The sequence below is a fragment of the Deinococcus humi genome (assembly GCF_014201875.1).
Taxonomy (GTDB): domain Bacteria; phylum Deinococcota; class Deinococci; order Deinococcales; family Deinococcaceae; genus Deinococcus; species Deinococcus humi.
On sequence record NZ_JACHFL010000023.1, the window covers coordinates 49,674 to 67,363 of the forward strand.

The window sequence follows — 17,690 nt, forward strand, 5'->3', positions numbered from 1 at the left end:
CGGGGACAGTCATGCGCTTCATCGGGCTTCCAGCCTGAACTGGAGTGCACGTGGAGGGTCCGACAAGGGGGCTGGGTTGGCGAACAAGATGCGCACGGAAGCAAGGAACGCTAGCTGCGACGCCCGCAATACGCCGCGAACCCTTTCAGGCAAACTGCGCGACGATCTGCTGCAACTCTTCTGCCGCGTCCAGCCCTTTGATCACATAGGCCCTGGCCCCCAAGCCAACCGCCTGTGCCGCCACTTCGCGGTTTGCGAGACCACTCAACACCACCACGGGAGTCCCCGACGCCAGCTCCAGTGCCCGGGCGAGCAACTCCAGACCGTGGCCATCTGGCAGATTCAGATCCAGCACCAGCATTCCGAAGTTCCCACCAGGCCAGCGCCGCGCCGCCTCAGCGAACGTCGGCGCATCGTCCAGCGTCCACTCCAGCCCTATCAATTCTAGCGAGGCCTGCAACAGCAGCACGTCCGCCGGATGGTCCTCGATCAGCAGCACCCGCATCACGCCAACTCCCGGGACAGTCTGACCGGAAGATCAGGCGCAGGAAGTCTCGCCGCGCACATGCGCCCTGAGCCTTCGATCCACCGTGTGCCGCGTTTTAGCAAATTTTCTGAGCGCCCCTGCCCGTGTCCTGGACGATGACCACGTTCCTTGATCGTGTCAGGCACATTGGCCTGGTATCGGAAAACGCAGCTACTGATCAGGACGGACCATACCTGCTGAATACAAGCCCAAAGATCTATTAGACGCTGAAAAGCATCAAAGCTTCCCGGTTTTTCTCCAGGTTTCCGACATTCCGAGTGGATGCGGTTTTCCCGGCCCTCACCCAGCACCTGACACTCCCCTCTCCAGGCATCCAGGTCGAAGGCGTGCTGAACCACCCGTTTCAGACGGAAGCACAACTGCTCGACGTCAGCCGCAGATACGGCTCTGAGACCGCAGGGTGCCCACGTCTTATTCATACCCCAGGGTAGAGAACGTCGGGCGAATCAATACAAAACCTTGTAAAGGCTTCTTAAGCATTGTCTCAACCTGCTTTGACACCCGCCGTGCGAGCGAGTTATGGCTTGCGGATCGGGCATCCTTTCGTGGTTATGGGTCTCGACCGGAAGGAACCACCCGAACGGCCAGCACATACAGGTGGTTGACCAGGTTTTCTAATTGTTCATCCTGCAGATCGTTCGCCTGGAGATGCCCCAGCAGCAGATCGGCCAGCAGACGGTACTCCGATGAGCTCAGCAGGAGTTCAGCTGTTGCCCGTCCTTCCACCATGCTCCCGTGATCGGTCATCCCCTGACCTTAAACTCACGAGAACGGCTCAACTGTAGAAGTTGCTCCGGAGTTCTGCGGCCTACACAGACACGACTATGGGAGCAAAGATGCCTTCTTCAACACAGCATCCTCTGGCGATTGAGTACGGACGGCGATGAAGGAGAAAAAGGCGCTTATAGGGTTTGTATGACTTCGCAGACCGCATTCAAGAGACCGGAACAGAACCCTTGTCCCATTCCATTAAACGTGCCCAGCCATACTGCTCCCTCGTTGTCGAGCTGAACACATGGGGACACCTGTATGGTTTACAGGTGTCCCCAAGGCAACGGCGCCAGAATTGTCAGCCGACTGGAGTATGCGCAGGGTCTTCGCTGCGTGGCTGGGGGCGAACGTTGAAGAGCGGCGCAGTGGTAACCGCGCCGCTCCGACACTTCAAACGTGGGCGGGCACGGCAATGGGCGGGCGTACGGTGACCGGGTCAGACTGAACAGGAGGCTGGAAGCCGCGCAGCCGCAGGGCGTTGCTGAGCACGAAGACGCTGGAGAAGCCCATCGCGGCGGCGGCCAGCACTGGGCTGAGCAGGGTGCCGAACGTAGGGTACAGCACGCCAGCCGCGACGGGAATCAGGACGATGTTGTAAGCGAAGGCCCAGAACAGGTTCAGCTTGATGTTCCGCAAGGTCGCGCGGCTGAGCGCAAAGGCGTTTGGCACGCCACGCAGGTCGCCACCCATCAGGATCACGTCGGCGGTCTCGACGGCCACGTCTGTGCCGGTGCCGATGGCGAGGCCCACATCCGCCTGAGCAAGTGCTGGAGCGTCATTGATGCCGTCCCCGACGAAAGCCACCCTGTTCCCCTTGGTCTGAAGTTCCTTCACAGCGTCGCTCTTACCACTGGGCAGCACCTCGGCCAGCACTTCGTCGATCTCCAGCTGCCGGGCGATGGCGTTTGCGGTCCGCCGGTTGTCCCCGGTGATCATCGCGACCTTCAGTCCCATACGGTGCAGGGCGCTTACAGCGGCCCCGGAGCCTTCCTTGATGGGGTCCGCCACGGCGATCACAGCCGCCAGCTGCCCATCAACAGCGGCGTACAGTGGACTCTTGCCCTCGTCGCCCAGCCGTTCGGCCTGCGCCGCGAAGATGCTAACGTCTAGTCCCAGCCGGGTCATGAACCGGTCGGCGCCCACCTGCACCACGTGACCGTTCACGCGGGCTTCCAGCCCGTAGCCGGGCACGGCTTCGAAGGCTTCTGGCTTGGCAATGTTGATGTTTTCGTTCTTCGCCGCATCCACGATAGCCCGGGCAATCGGGTGCTCACTCTGCTCCTCGGCGGCGGCAACCAGGCTCAGGACATCTGCGCGGTTGAAGCCGTGGGCGGTCACAAGATCTGTCAGTTCCGGCTTGCCTTTGGTCAGGGTACCCGTCTTGTCCAGGGCAACCACCTGTACGGCCTGGAGGCTTTCCAGTGCGCCGCCGCCCTTGAAAAGCACTCCCAGCTCTGCGGCCTTGCCGGTCCCAACCATGATGCTGGTGGGGGTTGCCAGACCCATGGCACAGGGGCAGGCGATGATCAGCACGGCCACCGTCGTGATCAATGCAAAGGAGAGGGCCGCCTGCCCGCCGAAGATCAGCCAGAGCAGGAAGGTCAGCGCGGCGATCCCCAACACGACAGGAACGAAGACGGCGACCACTCGGTCGGCGAGACCCTGGATGGGGGGCTTGCTGCCCTGGGCAGTTTCGACGAGCTTGATGATCTGGGCCAGCGCGGTGTCGGCGCCGATGCGGGTGGCGCGAAAGGTCAGCGCCCCGTTCTGGTTGATGGTGCCGCCCACGACGTCAGCGCCGGGCTGTTTGCTGACTGGAATAGGCTCGCCGGTGATCATGCTCTCGTCGATGAAGCTCGCGCCGGAGACCACCTGGCCGTCGACTGGGATCTTCTCGCCAGGGCGAACCGAAATCAAGTCACCCACCAGCACTTCGTCGGTGGAGAGTTCGAGTTCCTGGCCGCCCCGGACCACGCGGGCGGTCTTGGCCTGCAGTGAGAGGAGCTTCTTCATCGCCTCGCTGGACCGGCCTTTGGCGACGGCCTCAAAGAATTTACCGAGCAGAATCAGCGTGATGACGACGCCGGACGCCTCGTAGTACACGTGTGCCGTGCCCTCCGGAAAGATGCCAGGAGCGACGGTGGCGATGACCGAGTACACAAAGGCGGCCGAGGTGCCGATCATCACCAGAGCGTTCATGTCCGGAGACCTGTGCTTCAGGCTCGTCCAGCCCAGGCGATAGAAACGGCGGCCAGGGCCAAACTGGATGGGCAGTGCCAGGGCGAGCATGACCCAGTTCAGGGCAGCCATCACGCCATCGCCGCCCACGTTCATCAGCCAGTCCTCTGCGCCGGGGACCACCATCGGCACCATGGCCAGCAGCAGCAGCGGAACAGCGAAGACCGTGCTGAATAGCACCTGGCTCCGGAGATGATTGACTTCCCGCTCGCGCGCTTCACGCTCCTGGTCCTCGCGGCCCATGCCAGCCTGTTCTTCAAGGACGTCGTACCCGATTTCCCGAATGACGGCCTTGAGTTGCCCGGGGCTGACGCTGGAGGGCAGGTACTCGATGCTGGCGCGTTCGGTGGCCAGGTTGACTGTAGCATTCAGCACGCCGTCCACTTTCTGAAGGCCCCGCTCCACGCGGCCCACACAGCTGGCGCAGGTCATCCCCTGCACGCCCAGTTCGATATGGCTGACGACAGGCTCGTAGCCGACGTCTTTCACTTTGTCCAGCAGGGTCTGAGGGGTGGTGACCGCCGGGTCATAAGTGACGGTGGCCCGTTCGGTGGCGAGGTTCACATTGGCGCTCTGGACGCCCTCGACTTTCATCAGGCCACGTTCGACCCTGCCGACGCAACTGGCGCAGGTCATGCCCTGTACGCCAAGTTCAATGGTTGTGGTCATCTTCCTTCCTCCCATCCCCCCCAGGGGGATCCCTGATATTCGAAGTTTATATCCAGGGATGGGGGGTTGACAAGGGGGAGTGGGGGAGAGCGTCAAAGCAGATGTTTTCTTTCGAGGATCTTGACACCCTGGGGGGGAGGATATAGCCTGGGCTAGGAGGGAGACCATGAATCAGATCGAACTGAACATCACTGGTATGACCTGCGGCCACTGTCAGACCGGGGTCACTAGAGCCCTCAAAGGCGTTCCCGGAGTCACTGACGCACAAGTGGACCTGAAGAGCGGCAGGGCCATTGTGCACGGTAATGCGGCAGCGCAGCAGCTGATCGAAGCCGTTGTTGAAGAGGGTTTCGGCGCCAGGGTGGCGAACCCGTAATGGCGAAGACGACGGCCGCCGATCAGTTGACCGTGCTGCCTGAGCAGGGGATACACAGCCACACAGATCACCATCTGTGCATGCCCGAGGACAGCCGCAAACGGGCTGCCCGCCGCCTTAAGATCGCGCGCGGACATCTGGACAGCATCGTGACCATGCTCGAAAACCCCGACGCTTACTGTGTGGATGTGCTGCGTCAGCTCAAAGCCGTTCAAGGTGCGTTAGCTGGTGCCGGGGAAGTGGTGCTGCGCGGGCACCTCGAAGCGCACGTCGCGACAGCTGCCACCCGTGGCGACGAGGCCGAAATCGTCGATGAGCTGATGGAAGTCTTCAAATACGTCTGACTCTGCCCACTGAACATGTCTTGGGGGGTGGACCTGCGTCCGTCCCTTTTTACTGTGAGGATCACCATGCCAAACGTCATCCTGTACGCCACGCCCACCTGCCCGGACTGCCACGCCCTGCGGCTGTGGTTCGCCCGATATGGGGTTTCCTTTGAAGAGCGCGACCTGACGGACCCGGCCGTAGCTGATGAAGCGAAAGAGCGGTACGGCGTCCGCGTCGCGCCGATCACTGTCGTGGGCGAGCAATTCTTCTACGGCACCTTTGAGCAGCAGCGGCCAAAAATCGAAGCTCTCCTGACCTGAACGTCCATGGAAGTACAAGGCCCTGCCCTACGGAGCGTGAACAAACCGGTTCGGACGAGTGAATACAAGCAGGGGGTGGAAGATAGAGAGCCGTACCGACACCGTCTTCCCTTGGCTGGCCTCATGTTATTTACAAAGGGATGTTGGAAACCTGCTTTTTGCTCGTGATGGGATGTCCATCCAAAGAACCGCGTCCTGGCTGGCTTTGCTTTGATCTCCTGCCATGTCGTTCCCGCTCCCAATACTGGTGGTCTTTCCCAACCTGCTCTGGATCGTCTGGCCAGAAATCACCCATGGCCTCCAGCCACTTGCTTGCGCTTCCGTGCTAGAACTCTCGTCATCTTTGCCAAAGCCTGCACGGGCACGCTTTACACACCATATAGAGCCTTCACTGCCAGCAGCCTCTGTTCCACATCTGGTGGAGGAGCGAAGCCACCGCCAGAACATTCACTTGGAGGCCTGTACCGGTGCCATGAGCCCGGATGACGGCCCCGGAGATTGAGGGCGGGTGATAACAGACAGCAGGAGAAATGCGGCCCCGGTCAGCGCCGCACACAGCAGAAAGACCGCCTGATACCCGAACGCCTGCGCAAACGCGCCAGAAACGATGCCGGAGAGCACAGCGCCGACACTGTTCGTGTTCGCGTACAACGTCAGCGCAGTGCCTGTACGGTTCGGCATCAACTCCTGAAAGTAGGCCATCCCCAGCGTTGTGGTCACCGCAATCACCGCGGCACGGATCAGCTGTGCAGCTGCCAGCAGCCACACGGAGGGGGCAACCGCCATGACGACGAAGTAGACCATGAATAGGCCCAGACTCAAGTGAATCAGCCGTTCGTTCGAAAACCGACCTGAAAAGAGCGCAAAGCCGAGAATGAATGGAATTTCCAGAAAAGCGCACAGGCCGATCAACCAGCCGACGGTGCTGCTCGGTTCGTGCAGGGCTCCAGTCACATGCAGCGGCAGAGCGATAAAGCCCATGGTATTGGACATCCCGTAAAGGACAAAACACAAGGCCACCAGAGCCAAAGGGCGCCGGGGACCAGAACCATCTTCAGCGGTCTCGGAAACTGCGGGCGCCTGGCTGACCGGACGTGAGCGGGCCAGTGCGAGCGGCAGACTGACGAGCAGGTAGCATGCTGCGGTCGCCAGAAAGAGCCCTCTGAACCCGGCGGCTCCCAGGATGATCGCGGCGGCGGCTGGCCCGAGCATCCAAGCGACTGAGAACATGGACCGCAGCGTGATCATGCTGCGGTCGGCGGCCTCCTCGCCGGCCAGACTGAAGTGGGTTCTGGCAAAGGCGAATAGCTGGGGGAAGGCCGCTGCACCTGTCCCCAGGAAGACGCAGGCGATCAGGACCAGGGGAACAAAGCTGTGGGTCGTGCAGAGAAGGACATAGCCGATGGCGGCGCCGAGAAGTGCCGTCAGCACGATCGGTTTGCTCCCTATACGGCCGTCTGACCAGCGGGCAAGCTGAGTACTGATCAGAACGCCACTAAGGGACATCAGGGTCATGAAAATCCCCAGCAGCAGCGGGGACATGTGGGCTTCATTTCTGGCGAACAGCGGCATGTAAGGCACGGCAAAGGAAGCTCCTGTTCCCAGCAACAGAGCGGAGGCGGAGAATTGGGGGAAGCCGGGCACGTGGCGCAGGGACGACAGCGCATTGAAGGAAAGGGACACAGGCAGGCTCCTGGCGGTTGAAACAGGCAAGGCAACGGTTCCGAAGTGGGCGGCCCCTCGACAGGGCAAAAGGAAGCGGTGGGCTCTCGACTGCAGAGCCTACCGAAGGTGCCGCTTACCCTATGCCGTCAGGTGCTTTAAAAAGCTTGCCTTCCATGAATCGGCACTGAATTTTATAAAGTAATCTTCTGAACACTATATTAAATGACCGAGGTTCATTCAGATTCGGAATGGATATCTAAAATGGCGGTCCAGAAGAAGTCAAGCAATTGAACTGTAAAATCACCTTTTTGATCCCTATGTAAGGAAGGAGATGGGTAATGCTCTCTTCGCCTGAGAGAACAGCCAGGCTGCAGTTCAGCCCCATCAACCGTGACCTGGCGCAGCAGTTTGGCGTTAGCGAATCCACTGTCTGTGCCGGACATGTTTCCCTATGGCGGGTTGGCGAGAGAGGCGGTAGGGATACAGGCCATCGTAGAGGATGTCCCTGGATGCCTAACCTCGTTGACAGTGATTGGACAGCCTTAAGGATCGATCAGGCCATGGGTTTGAGCGGTGGTGTCCAGCTTGGCCGGACGCTCCTGTCCTAGAAGTTCAGATTCAGGGGCTTCTTTTGTCAATAGGCACGCTTCAAGGAGGGTACCGGCATTTTGAGGTGGTTCGGGCTACCCCAACCATTCCAACAAAACGCGCTGAGGGCCCCTCTGTTTGACCGGTGGAATAAGGACAGGCAGACAGCTCTTGCTCCACCGCACCACGGCGCGGTGTGGTTCCCACAGATGGTGAAGTTCCTGGGGCATGGGCTGTGAGGCGTAGAGTGCTGAAGTGCTGGGCGTATCAGACCGGGCCATGCTTTACCGGGCAAAATCAGTTCAGGAGGGGCGCGCAACTGCACGTCCCTCCTGTCATTGATGTCTTTGCCGCCGCAGGTGCACCTGAACCTATTGAACTGCTTTGCTCAGTGGCCCAGCAGAGTGTCGTGAAAAACTGCGGGGCTACGTCGGCGGGTGAATTGATGAAATGGTTGACGGTGGGTAGCGGATCAGGGCAAAGCCCTGGCGTTCTTCTACGGAATCCCCTGACCGGCTCGCTAGTGGCTTGAGCACAAACGAGTCATGGCTTCATCCAGAAGGTGCTGGAACACGGCAACCCCTTTAGATTGAAACCACGTCTCAGGGTTTAACCACGAACCAGACCTTGCCCACGTTCTGGCCGGTGGTGTCGCCGGGTTTGGTGTCTTTGGCCCAGAAATACAGCGGCTGACCGTCATAGGTGACCTGCAGCGCGCCGTCCTTGCGGGTGGTGGTGCCCAGTTTGCTGCCCTTTTCGGCCGGCAGATAAGCGGTCAGCAGCGGCGGCCAGGCGGCGGCGCAGCTCTCGTAGCAGTTGCTTACGCCTTTCTCATCCTTGGTGTACAGGTACAGGGTCATGCCGTTCGGGGCCACCAGATAGTCTCCCAACTCACCGCCTTTGACGGTGCTGACCGTGGGACCAGGATTGATCGCGTACCAGACCTTGCCCACATCCTGCCCGGTGGTGTCGCCCGCCTTCTGATCGCGGACCCAGTAGTACAGCGGCCAGCCGTTATACGCCACCTGCTGCGAGCCGTCCTTGCGCTTGACCAGGGTCAATTTGCCGGGCATTCCTGCGGGCAGTTTGGGCAGGGCGTCGGACAGCAGCGGGGGCCAGGCCACGGCACACTGTTCATAGCAGTTGGTGACATTCGGGGTGTCTTTGGTGTACAGGTACAGCGTCATTCCCTTGTCCCCAGTCAGAATCGTGCCCAGTTTGGCGTCCTGGCGTAGGTCCAGTTGTGGGGTGGCGGCGTGGGCGGCGGAGAGGTTGGCGGCGGTGACACTGGCGAACAGGGCGAGGGCGGCGGCGCGGACAGTCCTGGTTTTGATCATGGGGAGCCTCCACTCACAGAAACGCAGCGCGGCGTCCTTTGGATTCAGAGACTGGTCCAGCCGAGGACCAGGGTCGGTCTGGTCTGGCCGGTCATGTCGCGTCTCTCGTCTTCCAGGCTGACGCAGACGTAATCGCCGCTGCCCACGCTGGCTCCCAGGACGCCTCGGGTGCTGCGGGTGCTGGGCGTCAGTGGATCACCGCGCTTCCAGTTCGAGGCCACCCAGACCTGATAGACCTTGCCCGGCGCGGGCGGTGGCAGGACAAACAGAACCTCGCGGGTGGGAAGCAGCAGCAGGTGACCAGTTGAAGGGTTGTCCCTGGCCTGCAGATTCAGGACCGAAACCCCTGGCTGCGCCAGCCAGCCAGCCACCTGACGCTGCTCAGCCCGCAGAACACTGACCTGGGTCTGTTGCCAGCCTCCCCAGCCGATGGCGGCCGCACACAGCAGCGCGAGCCCGACGGGCAAAGCAAGACCGGATCGACGCGAGGAGGAAGGCAGCCTTGGTGTATGGCCTCGGCTCGCGCTGGCCGGTGCGGTCAGCCGCAGCGTCCGGCGGAGCGGTGGGAGCTCGCCCGCGCTGGGCAGCGACTCTACCTGGGTCGCGAATTCCTCCCGCCAAGCCACGACCTGCGCCCGGCACGCTCCACAGGACAGCAGATGGCTTTCCGTCTGTCTCTGCACTTGGCCGCTCAGATCGCCCACCGCGTAAGCCCTCAGCACGCTTCTTTCGGGGTGTGGAGCGTTCATGAACCCTCCAGGGTGCGGCGCATTCTCGCCAGGGCGCGGCGCACCCGCGTTTTCACGGTGCCCAGCGGCAGGGCATGTGCGCTTGCAATTTCACCGTGACTGAGGCCCAGAAAGAAGGAATCGTGGATCAACGTCTGGTCATGCACTGACAGGCGCTCCAGCGCGCCGTGCACCACCATGCGGGTGTCCAGATCGGGGCCAGAACTGGGAGAGGGCATCTCGCCAAGCAGGGCCTCATCGCTGTCCAGAACAGGGCGCGCTCCACGGGCCCGTAGGCGGCTGAGGGCCTCGTTGCGGGCAACCGTGTACACGAAGGCGCGCGGCGACCCCAGTTCGGGCCGGTACTGGTGGGCCCGGCGGAAAAGGCGGTCAAACGTATCCTGTAGCACCTCCTGCGCCTCCTCGCGGTCCCCCAGCAGGCGCCAGGCCAGGGCATACACATGCCCACCCAACTGGCCATACAACTCAGTCAGCGCGTCCTCGTCTCCGTGGCGCAGCCGTAGCATCAGGGTCAGTTCATCCGTCATGGGTCGTCCGTCATGGGCTTCCATTGAAAGATACGCGCCTCAAGGCCAGTTAGATTTCCCCGGATGGTCTCCGCTGATCGTGAGTTCAGGCTGGATCTGAAAACACTCGGACTGTGGGGAGCAGCGGACCGCTTCATCCGCTGTGGTGAAGTGGGACTGGCCGGTGTTTGAACGGCAGAGCTTTGGCCTAAATGTCCCTTGATCGCCATACTCCACCCATTGATGCTAGCTGATCCATTTAAATCGGATGCTCCAAAAATCGTCAAAGACAATCAAAATCATTACAATTTAGAACACGTTGTCTATACAGTTATAACCGGGTGATGAAGCGCTTCTGGTCGGACAACGCCCTGCTCATCGTGCTGATGGGTTTCTTCATGCTGTTCTGGATAGCACAGGCCGGGAGGGGTTGGGCCGTCCACAACAGGGAACTCGAAGAACTCAAGCAGCACACCCTGAACTTGGCCCAGTACTTGGCCTCCTCCCACTTCTGGTCTGCCACGGCGGAGAACTGGGAGAGCGAGTTCCTGCAGCTGGGCGCGTATGTGGTGCTGACCATCCACCTGAAGCAGCGCGGCAGCGCTGAGTCCAATCGTTACGACGACGAGAAGGACGAGACGCAGCGCCAGCAAGACGAGCAGGAAAAACGTGCTGCGGCCGTGGCCAGGTTCTGGCAACGCAATTCGCTGACCCTGGCACTGCTGGGGCTGTTCGCGATCTCAATGATGCTCCACCTGCGCAATTCCTGGCAGGATGACAATCTGGAAAGGCTCGCACGCGGTCAGGACGCCGAATCGCTCTGGGCTTTCCTGCGCGAGCCCGAATTCTGGTTTGAGTCCTTTCAGAACTGGCAAAGCGAGTTCTGGCCGTCGCGGTCATCGTGGTGCTGACTGTCTTTCTGCGTCAGGTGGGCTCGTCGCAGTCCAAGCGACTGGGCGAGCCGCACCGCAAGACTGGCGATGACTAACCGGCGCCGTAATGGCTCGTGCGGCGCCTCAGCCCTCGGTCCAGACCCGCTCGCCCTGGATCCGCAGACGTGACAGGCGCAGGGTGCGTTTCCCCTTGGCCTTGTAGCCGACCGCGCCCCGGGTCCACGCGTGGTACATCAGGTGCCACTCTCCCGCGTGATCTCGGAAGGCGCACGCATGTCCCGGTCCGTGAAGCGCTCCAACAGTTGCCAGGAGCGGCTCTGTCGACTTCCTGAATGGCCCCAGCGGGCTCGCGCCGACCGCATGACCCTGCGCGTAGCTGGCGTTGTCGTACTCGCCGCAGGCATAGATCAGGTGAAAATGATCCCCTTCTTCGATCACCTGCGGCGCCTCGACCAGCTCGCATTCCCACTCATGGCTTGCCCCCAGCAGCGGACGAGCACACCCTATGAAGCGCCCGCATGGGGAGAGCTGGGCGCCCCATAGCGTGGTGGGGAGGCCGACTGCGTTGCCGTCGTTTTTCCAGTAGAGGTAGGCCGTGCCGTCCTCACGTACCAGGGTGCCCGCGTCGATGGCCCCACCCAGCGCACGCATCTCGATCATCGGCCGATCCGCGGCGATGAACGGCCCCTGCGGCGAGTCGGACAGGGCGCAGCCGATGACCTGCACCCCGGTCCCGATCAGCCGCGCTGTGAAGTAGAGGGCGAAGCCGCCGTTCGGCAGCCGCGTCACCTCAGGCGCCCAGGTCAACCCACGCTGCGCCCAGGCGGGCAACGTTGGCATGGCGTCGCAGACGTACGTCAGGGTTTGCTGCAGATCGCCGGTGCGGAGCAGCGGGACGTTCCCCATGGTCACCGAGTTGGTGGTGTACACCCAGTACACTCCGTCCGCGCGCACGACGCAGGGATCCGGCAGATCCTGGGGCAACAGTGAGCGTGACAGCGTGTGGCGCTTGGAGGGGCGCGGCTGATCGATGAGTTCCAGCGCCGCGCTTTCAGGAACATTGATCTCATCCTGTTCGCGCAGGCGGCGTGGCGGCACCGCGCCTGCTGGGCCGCTGGCCCGTCCTCTATGGAGGGTCAGAGCGCGCTGGGGGTGCGAGGCGCGCTGCAGATCGGAGACCGGGATAGAAGCGCCTTGGCGGGGACGTAGGGTCATCTGGCTGCAATTTAGCGGTTAGACAATTACTGAAATCTTAAGGCCGAATGAAGACCTCCGACGGACTAGCATCGAGAATGGACGACAAAAAATTGCGTACGGAAGTGGCCGTGGCATTTGTCAGAGTGTGAGCCTCACTGATGTGGAGATGCGTGTTCGCGGTGCTGACTAATAGGCAAATTTCAGCGTCTCCTCAGCCGCTCCCAGGACCCCGTCCCGGTCAGGTTGAAGGCACTCTTAAGGATGAGCCGAGCCCAGACTGGCTCCACTCACTTGCACTTACCTTAAGCCCATCAGCGCTCCAATCACCAATGAATGAACACTGGATGAGAAATATGCCATATGGACTCCCGCCGCTCGCGTTGCACACTGATCGGGCAATGCACCGGGCAACTCGACGTGGGTGCAGTTGGTACTTTGCGTTGCCATATCACTCCCAGTTGAGCGGCGCAACCTTTCTTCAGGGTTCAATCCAGAGTACGCTGTGATGCGGGTCGGGCGGAGCCAGTCATGGTGATGTCGACGCACATCCGGACAACGCGCATATTCGCGGCCTCCAAGCAGTCTCATGAAGGCCACAGAACGGCCGGCGCAGGTGACATGATGGCTTCTCTTGAGCATGATCTGGTGGATCAACTTGCAGACCATCAGTCGGACATGTTTTCGAGAAGCTTCTCCATTTCTGTATAGCCGCGCTGACGGGCGTGTTGCACCGGGGTGACGCCCTCATGGTCCGCGATGGTGCGGTCTGCGCCGTGGGTCAGCAACTCGCGCACGATCTCGGTGTGGGTGGGGCCGCCGTCACCCAGGATCACGGCTTCGAGCAAGGCGGTCCAGCCCAGATTGTTCACATGGTTCACGTTGATGCGGGTGGTCCGCAGAAGCTCGCGGACGTACGCCAGGTGGCCCCGATCGGCGGCGGGAATCAGGGCGGTGCCGCCGTAGCGGTTGGTGCGGCTCAGGTCTGGTCCGGCTTTAAGGACCTCGCGGAGCATGGCGACGCTGCCGGTTTCGCCGGTAAGCAGCAGCGCATTGTTGCGCCCCTCGTCCTGCGGATCGGGGTTGGCTCCCGCCGCGATCAGCGCGCGGGCGACGGCCACATGGTCTCCCCAGGCCGCCCAGGTCAGTGCCGTGCGTCCACTGAGGTCTGTGGCGTTGGCCGACGCCCCTGACTTCAGCAGGGTCTGAATCTGCTCAAGTTCACCGTTCTTGGCAGCCTGAAGCAGTCGCTCATCCAGCATGATCTGTGGTTTGGAGGTGTTCACTGCCGCCCCCCTCGCACCGCCCTGTGCAGAACCCGAAGCTGGAAGTAGCGTGACACTGCCCAGCAGCGTCAGTGTGAGCATCGCGCCCCTGAACAGCTTCGGCATAGCTACCATCTTACTTGCCCAGAACTGTAGCCACCGCGTCGGTGCCGCATTTCTCGTCGATCAGGCCGCTGGGTGCGCCGCCCACACCCACCGCGCCCACCACGGCACCATCCACGCGGATCGGGGCGCCGCCCGCCAGCACCAGGTAGCCGGGGATGTCGGCCAGGCCGGGATTGCTGGGCAGATTCTTGGCGATGTCGCTGGTCAGCGCACGTGCGCTGGCGCTGGTGAATGCCTTACCAGCGCTGGCCCCCAGCGTGTGCGGCCCGGCGTTCTCGGCACGGGCCACGGCCAGGGTCACACCGCTCCGGTCCACCACGGTGACGCTGACGTTGTAGCCCAGCTGCGCGCAATTGTTCACGGCCAGCGTGGCAATCCGGCTGGCGGCGCTCAGGCTCAGGCTGGCCGGGGTGACTGTAGTGGTGGTCGCCAGCTGGATCGGCGCAGGTGTAGTCTGCGCGGCGGCCACCGGGACGATGAACAGGGCGACGGTGGACATGGACAGCAGGGCACTCGGCAGCTTCTTCATGCCAGTCATCCTGCGCCTGACATGAGGAAAAAGGTATCCGTGTAATTTGCATTGGAACTCCGTAGTTTTACGGAGGAGGTGAACTTTGAGGCGGGGCTAGGGCGCCCTGGCGCTGGTGTCCGTTCGGATCAGGTTGCCAGTGCGGAGGCATCAGTCAGCAGCACGACGCCTGCAACTCTCGAGACGCACTGAGCAAACCATTAGACGAAGTGTCTCTATGAGGTTGAGGCGCAGCAACGCCCTGACGAGGGTGCTACGCCGGTAGACCAGGAGGTTCTGGCCACCCTGACGTTTTCCTACTTTCCGCTTCAGATGCCCTGCCTTTGAAGACAGTGACATTCTAGGGGCTGAGAGTGATGATTAGAAACCTCAGCTGGCTGCTCATCCGTTCCCAAATGTCATTGGGCAGCACAGGTGCAGGTCACGCGGACCAGCAGGCAGGGGCCCCTTCACCGTTCCTCTACCAGCGTCAGGCGAATGACCTCGGCCAGTGACTCGGCCTCCAGTTTGGCAAACAGGCTGGCGCGGTGGGCTTCTACGGTGCGGACGGAAATATTCAGGGCGCGGGCGGTCTGCTTGCTGGTCTGACCGTCCACGATGCCGCGCAGGACCTCGTGCTCGCGGGGCGACAGCCGCGACAGTCGCTCGCGGGCCCGTTCATTCGCCGTCCGGCGTTGGCGCCCCCGCAGGTGTTGACGCACGGCGCGCTGCACAGCTTCCAGCAACTGGGTCTCGTCGACTGGCTTGCTCAGGAAGTCAGCCGCACCCTGACGAAAAGCACGGCGGCACAGCTCAACGTCGGCGTGCCCGGTCAGCAGGATCACAGGCAAGTCCACGCCGCGCTCTTGAAGACGCAGTTGCAGTTGCAACCCGCTGATGTGCGGCATGCGGATGTCCAGCAGCAGGCAGCCGAGGGCGGGCGGCCCCTCGGCGTCCAGGGCGCGGATCAGTTCCAGTCCATCGGCAAATGGGCGAACATTCAGGCCCACCGTGCCGAGCAGAAAGCCCAGCGCGTCGCGTACCGCGTCGTCGTCGTCTACCAGGTAGACGGTGGGCTCCAGTGCGGCAACAGAGTCAATCACTGGCGGCCTCCAAGGCCTGACGCGGCAAGCTCAGGGTGAAGACCGCGCCGCCAGATCCGGCATTCGCCCCGCTCAAATCGCCGCCCATTCCCTGTGCCAGCGTCTGCGACAGGCTCAGCCCCAGGCCCAGGCCGCCTGACTTGCTGGTTGTGAAAGGCGTAAATAGGCGGGGCCTCACCTCCGGGGCAATGCCGGGGCCATTGTCGCGCACGCTCAGGGTCCAACCAGCTGCATCCGGCACGATGCTGACTTCGATGATGGGGTGGGGCGTCTCCTGTACGGCGTCCAGCGCGTTCCGCAGCAGGTTCAGGATGATCTGCTCCAGATGGACTGGATCGGCCTCAACCAGGGGTGCGTCGGCGTAAGCCGCCACCACCTGCACACCCAATCGGTTCAGATCCGCGTGGCACAGCGTCAGTACGTTCTGGACGGCCTGTACCAGATCGGTGGGACGGGTCTGGCTGGGCGCACGGCGCACCCACTGGCGCAGCCGCACGATGATCTGCGCTGCCCGTCCTGCCTGCGTAACCGAGGCGTTCACTGCATGCCGCACCCGTGCCAGATCAGGTTCGGGGTCCTCCAGCAGTCGCGCCGCCGCCTGGCCGTAGCTGATGATGGCGGTGAGGGGCTGGTTCAGCTCGTGTGCCAGGCCAGCCCCCATCTCGCCCAGCGTGGACAGCCGGGAAACGTGCGCCAGCATTTCCTCATGCTCGCGCACACGCCGTTCTCCGTCTTCCAGGCGTTCAAGCATGCGGCGTTGCAGCGGCCCCACCTCGCGCAGAATCAGCACCCGCCCTCGCAACTCGCCGCCCGCACCGCGCAGAGGGGCCAGTGAGCCCTCCACCTGTACACCCTCATGGCCGCGCCGCAGGGTCAGTCCCTCGGGCAGCGCGACAGGCTGGTCACTGTTCCAGAAAGATGCGGCGTCAAACGGAGCCTGCGACAGCGTGGCCTGAAAGGTGGCCACTGTGCGCAGATCGGTGCCGGGTGGCATGGGGTGGGCCAGCGCTGCCCGTGCCGCCGGGTTCGCCAGCGTGACCCGGTGACCGTCATCCAGCGCCACGATGGCTTCCGAGGCCGCGTGAACCACGCCCGCCGCCCGCGCCCGCTCGTCCAGCAGCGCTCGTTGGACGTTTCGGCGGCTTTCCAGAAGCCGGAAGACCAGGGCACCCAGACCGGCCGTCAGCAACGTCCAAAGTGTGGCCTCCACCCATGGCCACGCACTCCACGGCACTGAACGTGAGATACGGATGGGCAGGGGCTGCAGGGTTGTTCCCAGAACCTTGTCCACGCGAAGGGTTCTGGACACTGCCCCAGCTTCAGGCGTGTGCGCGACAACGATGGTTGCGGTCTTAGGTTGAAATAGCGTGTAGGTGAGCGGCGCCGCGCCACTGTCCAGCGCACCAGTCAACCGCCTCGCGTCCACCCAGATCCGCACCCTGTTCTGTGACAGGGCGTAGAGAGGTCCGTCCTCTTCCGGCCAGTGCAGGGCGGGTTGACTTGACAGCGGGGTGGCCAGGACCGGAGGCTGCTCGGCTGGGGTTCCTAATACCTGACAGCTCTGTGCAAAACACTGTTCGACGGCCACCACCTGCGGGTACGGGCGCAACAGGGTGTTCAAATAAGTGCCCAGCGCCACCACGCCCACGCCCTGCTGCTCCAAGGCGTCTAGAGCGTTCAAGACAGCCTCCTGCTGTTCCATCCGTTGCGACAGCACGCGGTGCAGGATACGCGCATCGGTATCGAAGGTTTCTCTCACACGGTTGACCGTGGAGAGAAACAGGCCCGCCACGCCCATTCCGGCCAGCACCAGCCACAGCAATGCAGCGATGGCAGGACGTGTCATGCCACTATTGTGCCCGGTTTTGAGCGGGACACGGACGTTTTGCTTGCGATGATTGCGAGTATAAGTCTGCCGTCGAAATTCTGAAGTCCTCCCGACAGGCAGACCGGCTTCATTCTGTGCAGTGGACCCAGCCGCAGGATCAGTCCACCCTTCTTCTGGACAATTTCAATGTTACCTGCATAGTCGTTGTGATCCGTCCCGGTGTCGGGCTCCAACGAGAGGGCGGGCAACTGGGCGTAGACGGCGCCAGCCTTTTGAAACACTGCTACAGCTCGGCATAGGGCTTTTCTTGGAAGGCGATCCAGCTTGCCCAACAGGATGTTGAATCTGCTTACGCATTCGCTCCTCTTTCAGCGATTTCAGACCGATGAAATGATTCACGCCTATGTCGAACTGGAGATAGACGAGTATCTCATGGCTAGACTTTGACGAAGACTACGCCCATGTGTGTTTCACTGCATGACCGATCAATCGCGTGACCACAATGACCCCGGTCTGTTGGCAATTCCTGCCGCAGCGTCGCCGCTTTCGTAGAAAAGTGAGGTCAGACGCGGCCTGCGGACCCCTTGGGATTGAGCCAGTTTTGAGTCGGTGGAGTTAAGCCTCACCATAGGAGGCAACCCCATGACGACCAGAAACACCTACACCGCCGAATTCAAACG

At 61.9% G+C, this 17,690-nt stretch carries 15 protein-coding genes and 1 pseudogene; 4 read left to right on the top strand and 12 right to left on the bottom strand.

Annotated features, from left to right (window positions below; genetic code table 11):
- Positions 1-145: 145 nt before the first annotated feature.
- The 3 genes from HNQ08_RS24175 to HNQ08_RS24185 all read right to left on the bottom strand — a co-directional run bounded on the left by HNQ08_RS24175 (position 146) and on the right by HNQ08_RS24185 (position 4,225).
- On the bottom strand, positions 146-505 hold the full coding sequence (locus tag HNQ08_RS24175; protein ID WP_184137772.1) for a response regulator: 360 nt from the start codon (positions 503-505) through the stop codon (positions 146-148).
- Between the two features lie 591 nt (positions 506-1,096).
- On the bottom strand, positions 1,097-1,294 hold the full coding sequence (locus tag HNQ08_RS24180; protein WP_184137743.1) for a hypothetical protein: 198 nt from the start codon (positions 1,292-1,294) through the stop codon (positions 1,097-1,099).
- Between the two features lie 414 nt (positions 1,295-1,708).
- Complete coding sequence (locus HNQ08_RS24185; protein WP_184137745.1) at positions 1,709-4,225, bottom strand: heavy metal translocating P-type ATPase; 2,517 nt, start codon at positions 4,223-4,225, stop codon at positions 1,709-1,711.
- Between the two features lie 166 nt (positions 4,226-4,391).
- Between HNQ08_RS24185 and HNQ08_RS24190 the strand changes: the two genes are divergently transcribed.
- The 3 genes from HNQ08_RS24190 to HNQ08_RS24200 all read left to right on the top strand — a co-directional run bounded on the left by HNQ08_RS24190 (position 4,392) and on the right by HNQ08_RS24200 (position 5,248).
- Positions 4,392-4,601 (top strand): CopZ family metallochaperone, encoded by a 210-nt coding sequence (locus HNQ08_RS24190; RefSeq protein WP_184137747.1) that lies wholly within the window; start codon positions 4,392-4,394, stop codon positions 4,599-4,601.
- A gap of 80 nt (positions 4,602-4,681) precedes the next feature.
- A complete protein-coding gene (locus tag HNQ08_RS24195; protein WP_184137774.1) occupies positions 4,682-4,945 on the top strand; it encodes a metal-sensitive transcriptional regulator in 264 nt (87 codons plus the stop codon).
- A 66-nt stretch (positions 4,946-5,011) separates the two neighbouring features.
- Positions 5,012-5,248: a glutaredoxin family protein gene (locus HNQ08_RS24200; protein WP_184137749.1), complete on the top strand. Its 237-nt coding sequence runs from the start codon at positions 5,012-5,014 to the stop codon at positions 5,246-5,248.
- A 447-nt stretch (positions 5,249-5,695) separates the two neighbouring features.
- Here HNQ08_RS24200 and HNQ08_RS24205 read toward each other — a convergent pair whose 3' ends face one another.
- The 4 genes from HNQ08_RS24205 to HNQ08_RS24220 form a co-directional block, all read right to left on the bottom strand.
- The gene (locus HNQ08_RS24205; RefSeq protein WP_184137751.1) at positions 5,696-6,931 is read right to left on the bottom strand and encodes a sugar efflux transporter; all 1,236 of its coding nucleotides are present in this window, start codon (positions 6,929-6,931) and stop codon (positions 5,696-5,698) included.
- 1,172 nt (positions 6,932-8,103) lie between these two features.
- Positions 8,104-8,838 (bottom strand): hypothetical protein, encoded by a 735-nt coding sequence (locus tag HNQ08_RS24210; RefSeq protein WP_184137753.1) that lies wholly within the window; start codon positions 8,836-8,838, stop codon positions 8,104-8,106.
- 44 nt (positions 8,839-8,882) lie between these two features.
- Positions 8,883-9,587: a hypothetical protein gene (locus HNQ08_RS24215; RefSeq protein WP_184137755.1), complete on the bottom strand. Its 705-nt coding sequence runs from the start codon at positions 9,585-9,587 to the stop codon at positions 8,883-8,885.
- Positions 9,584-10,114 carry an RNA polymerase sigma factor gene (locus HNQ08_RS24220; RefSeq protein ID WP_184137757.1) on the bottom strand — a complete coding sequence of 177 codons (531 nt, stop codon included), beginning with the start codon at positions 10,112-10,114 and terminating at the stop codon, positions 9,584-9,586. The genes HNQ08_RS24215 and HNQ08_RS24220 overlap by 4 nt, the downstream gene beginning before the upstream one ends.
- A 377-nt stretch (positions 10,115-10,491) precedes the next feature.
- On the opposite strand from HNQ08_RS24220, the pseudogene HNQ08_RS24225 reads away from it, so the two are divergent.
- Positions 10,492-11,081, top strand: a pseudogene (locus HNQ08_RS24225) (DUF6766 family protein).
- 28 nt (positions 11,082-11,109) lie between these two features.
- On the opposite strand, the gene HNQ08_RS24230 reads toward HNQ08_RS24225, so the two are convergent.
- From HNQ08_RS24230 to HNQ08_RS24250, 5 genes are all read right to left on the bottom strand, one after another.
- Positions 11,110-12,201: a glycoside hydrolase family 43 protein gene (locus HNQ08_RS24230; RefSeq protein ID WP_184137759.1), complete on the bottom strand. Its 1,092-nt coding sequence runs from the start codon at positions 12,199-12,201 to the stop codon at positions 11,110-11,112.
- 647 nt (positions 12,202-12,848) lie between these two features.
- On the bottom strand, positions 12,849-13,571 hold the full coding sequence (locus HNQ08_RS24235; RefSeq protein ID WP_229790234.1) for an ankyrin repeat domain-containing protein: 723 nt from the start codon (positions 13,569-13,571) through the stop codon (positions 12,849-12,851).
- Positions 13,572-13,581: 10 nt separating this feature from the next.
- Positions 13,582-14,100, bottom strand: a complete 519-nt coding sequence (locus tag HNQ08_RS24240; protein WP_221284457.1) for a GlcG/HbpS family heme-binding protein — start codon at positions 14,098-14,100, stop codon at positions 13,582-13,584.
- Positions 14,101-14,549: 449 nt separating this feature from the next.
- Positions 14,550-15,182 carry a response regulator transcription factor gene (locus tag HNQ08_RS24245; RefSeq protein WP_184137761.1) on the bottom strand — a complete coding sequence of 211 codons (633 nt, stop codon included), beginning with the start codon at positions 15,180-15,182 and terminating at the stop codon, positions 14,550-14,552.
- Positions 15,175-17,028 carry a sensor histidine kinase gene (locus HNQ08_RS24250; protein ID WP_184137763.1) on the bottom strand — a complete coding sequence of 618 codons (1,854 nt, stop codon included), beginning with the start codon at positions 17,026-17,028 and terminating at the stop codon, positions 15,175-15,177. The genes HNQ08_RS24245 and HNQ08_RS24250 overlap by 8 nt, the downstream gene beginning before the upstream one ends.
- Positions 17,029-17,690 lie beyond the last annotated feature (662 nt).

Coding starts and splice junctions, on each gene's coding strand:
- HNQ08_RS24175 (WP_184137772.1), bottom strand. CDS start 505: ATGCGGGTGCTGCTGATCGAGGACCATCCGGCGGACGTGCTGCTGTTG.
- HNQ08_RS24180 (WP_184137743.1), bottom strand. CDS start 1,294: ATGACCGATCACGGGAGCATGGTGGAAGGACGGGCAACAGCTGAACTC.
- HNQ08_RS24185 (WP_184137745.1), bottom strand. CDS start 4,225: ATGACCACAACCATTGAACTTGGCGTACAGGGCATGACCTGCGCCAGT.
- HNQ08_RS24190 (WP_184137747.1), top strand. CDS start 4,392: ATGAATCAGATCGAACTGAACATCACTGGTATGACCTGCGGCCACTGT.
- HNQ08_RS24195 (WP_184137774.1), top strand. CDS start 4,682: ATGCCCGAGGACAGCCGCAAACGGGCTGCCCGCCGCCTTAAGATCGCG.
- HNQ08_RS24200 (WP_184137749.1), top strand. CDS start 5,012: ATGCCAAACGTCATCCTGTACGCCACGCCCACCTGCCCGGACTGCCAC.
- HNQ08_RS24210 (WP_184137753.1), bottom strand. CDS start 8,838: ATGATCAAAACCAGGACTGTCCGCGCCGCCGCCCTCGCCCTGTTCGCC.
- HNQ08_RS24215 (WP_184137755.1), bottom strand. CDS start 9,587: ATGAACGCTCCACACCCCGAAAGAAGCGTGCTGAGGGCTTACGCGGTG.
- HNQ08_RS24220 (WP_184137757.1), bottom strand. CDS start 10,114: ATGACGGATGAACTGACCCTGATGCTACGGCTGCGCCACGGAGACGAG.
- HNQ08_RS24230 (WP_184137759.1), bottom strand. CDS start 12,201: ATGACCCTACGTCCCCGCCAAGGCGCTTCTATCCCGGTCTCCGATCTG.
- HNQ08_RS24235 (WP_229790234.1), bottom strand. CDS start 13,571: ATGCCGAAGCTGTTCAGGGGCGCGATGCTCACACTGACGCTGCTGGGC.
- HNQ08_RS24240 (WP_221284457.1), bottom strand. CDS start 14,100: ATGAAGAAGCTGCCGAGTGCCCTGCTGTCCATGTCCACCGTCGCCCTG.
- HNQ08_RS24250 (WP_184137763.1), bottom strand. CDS start 17,028: ATGACACGTCCTGCCATCGCTGCATTGCTGTGGCTGGTGCTGGCCGGA.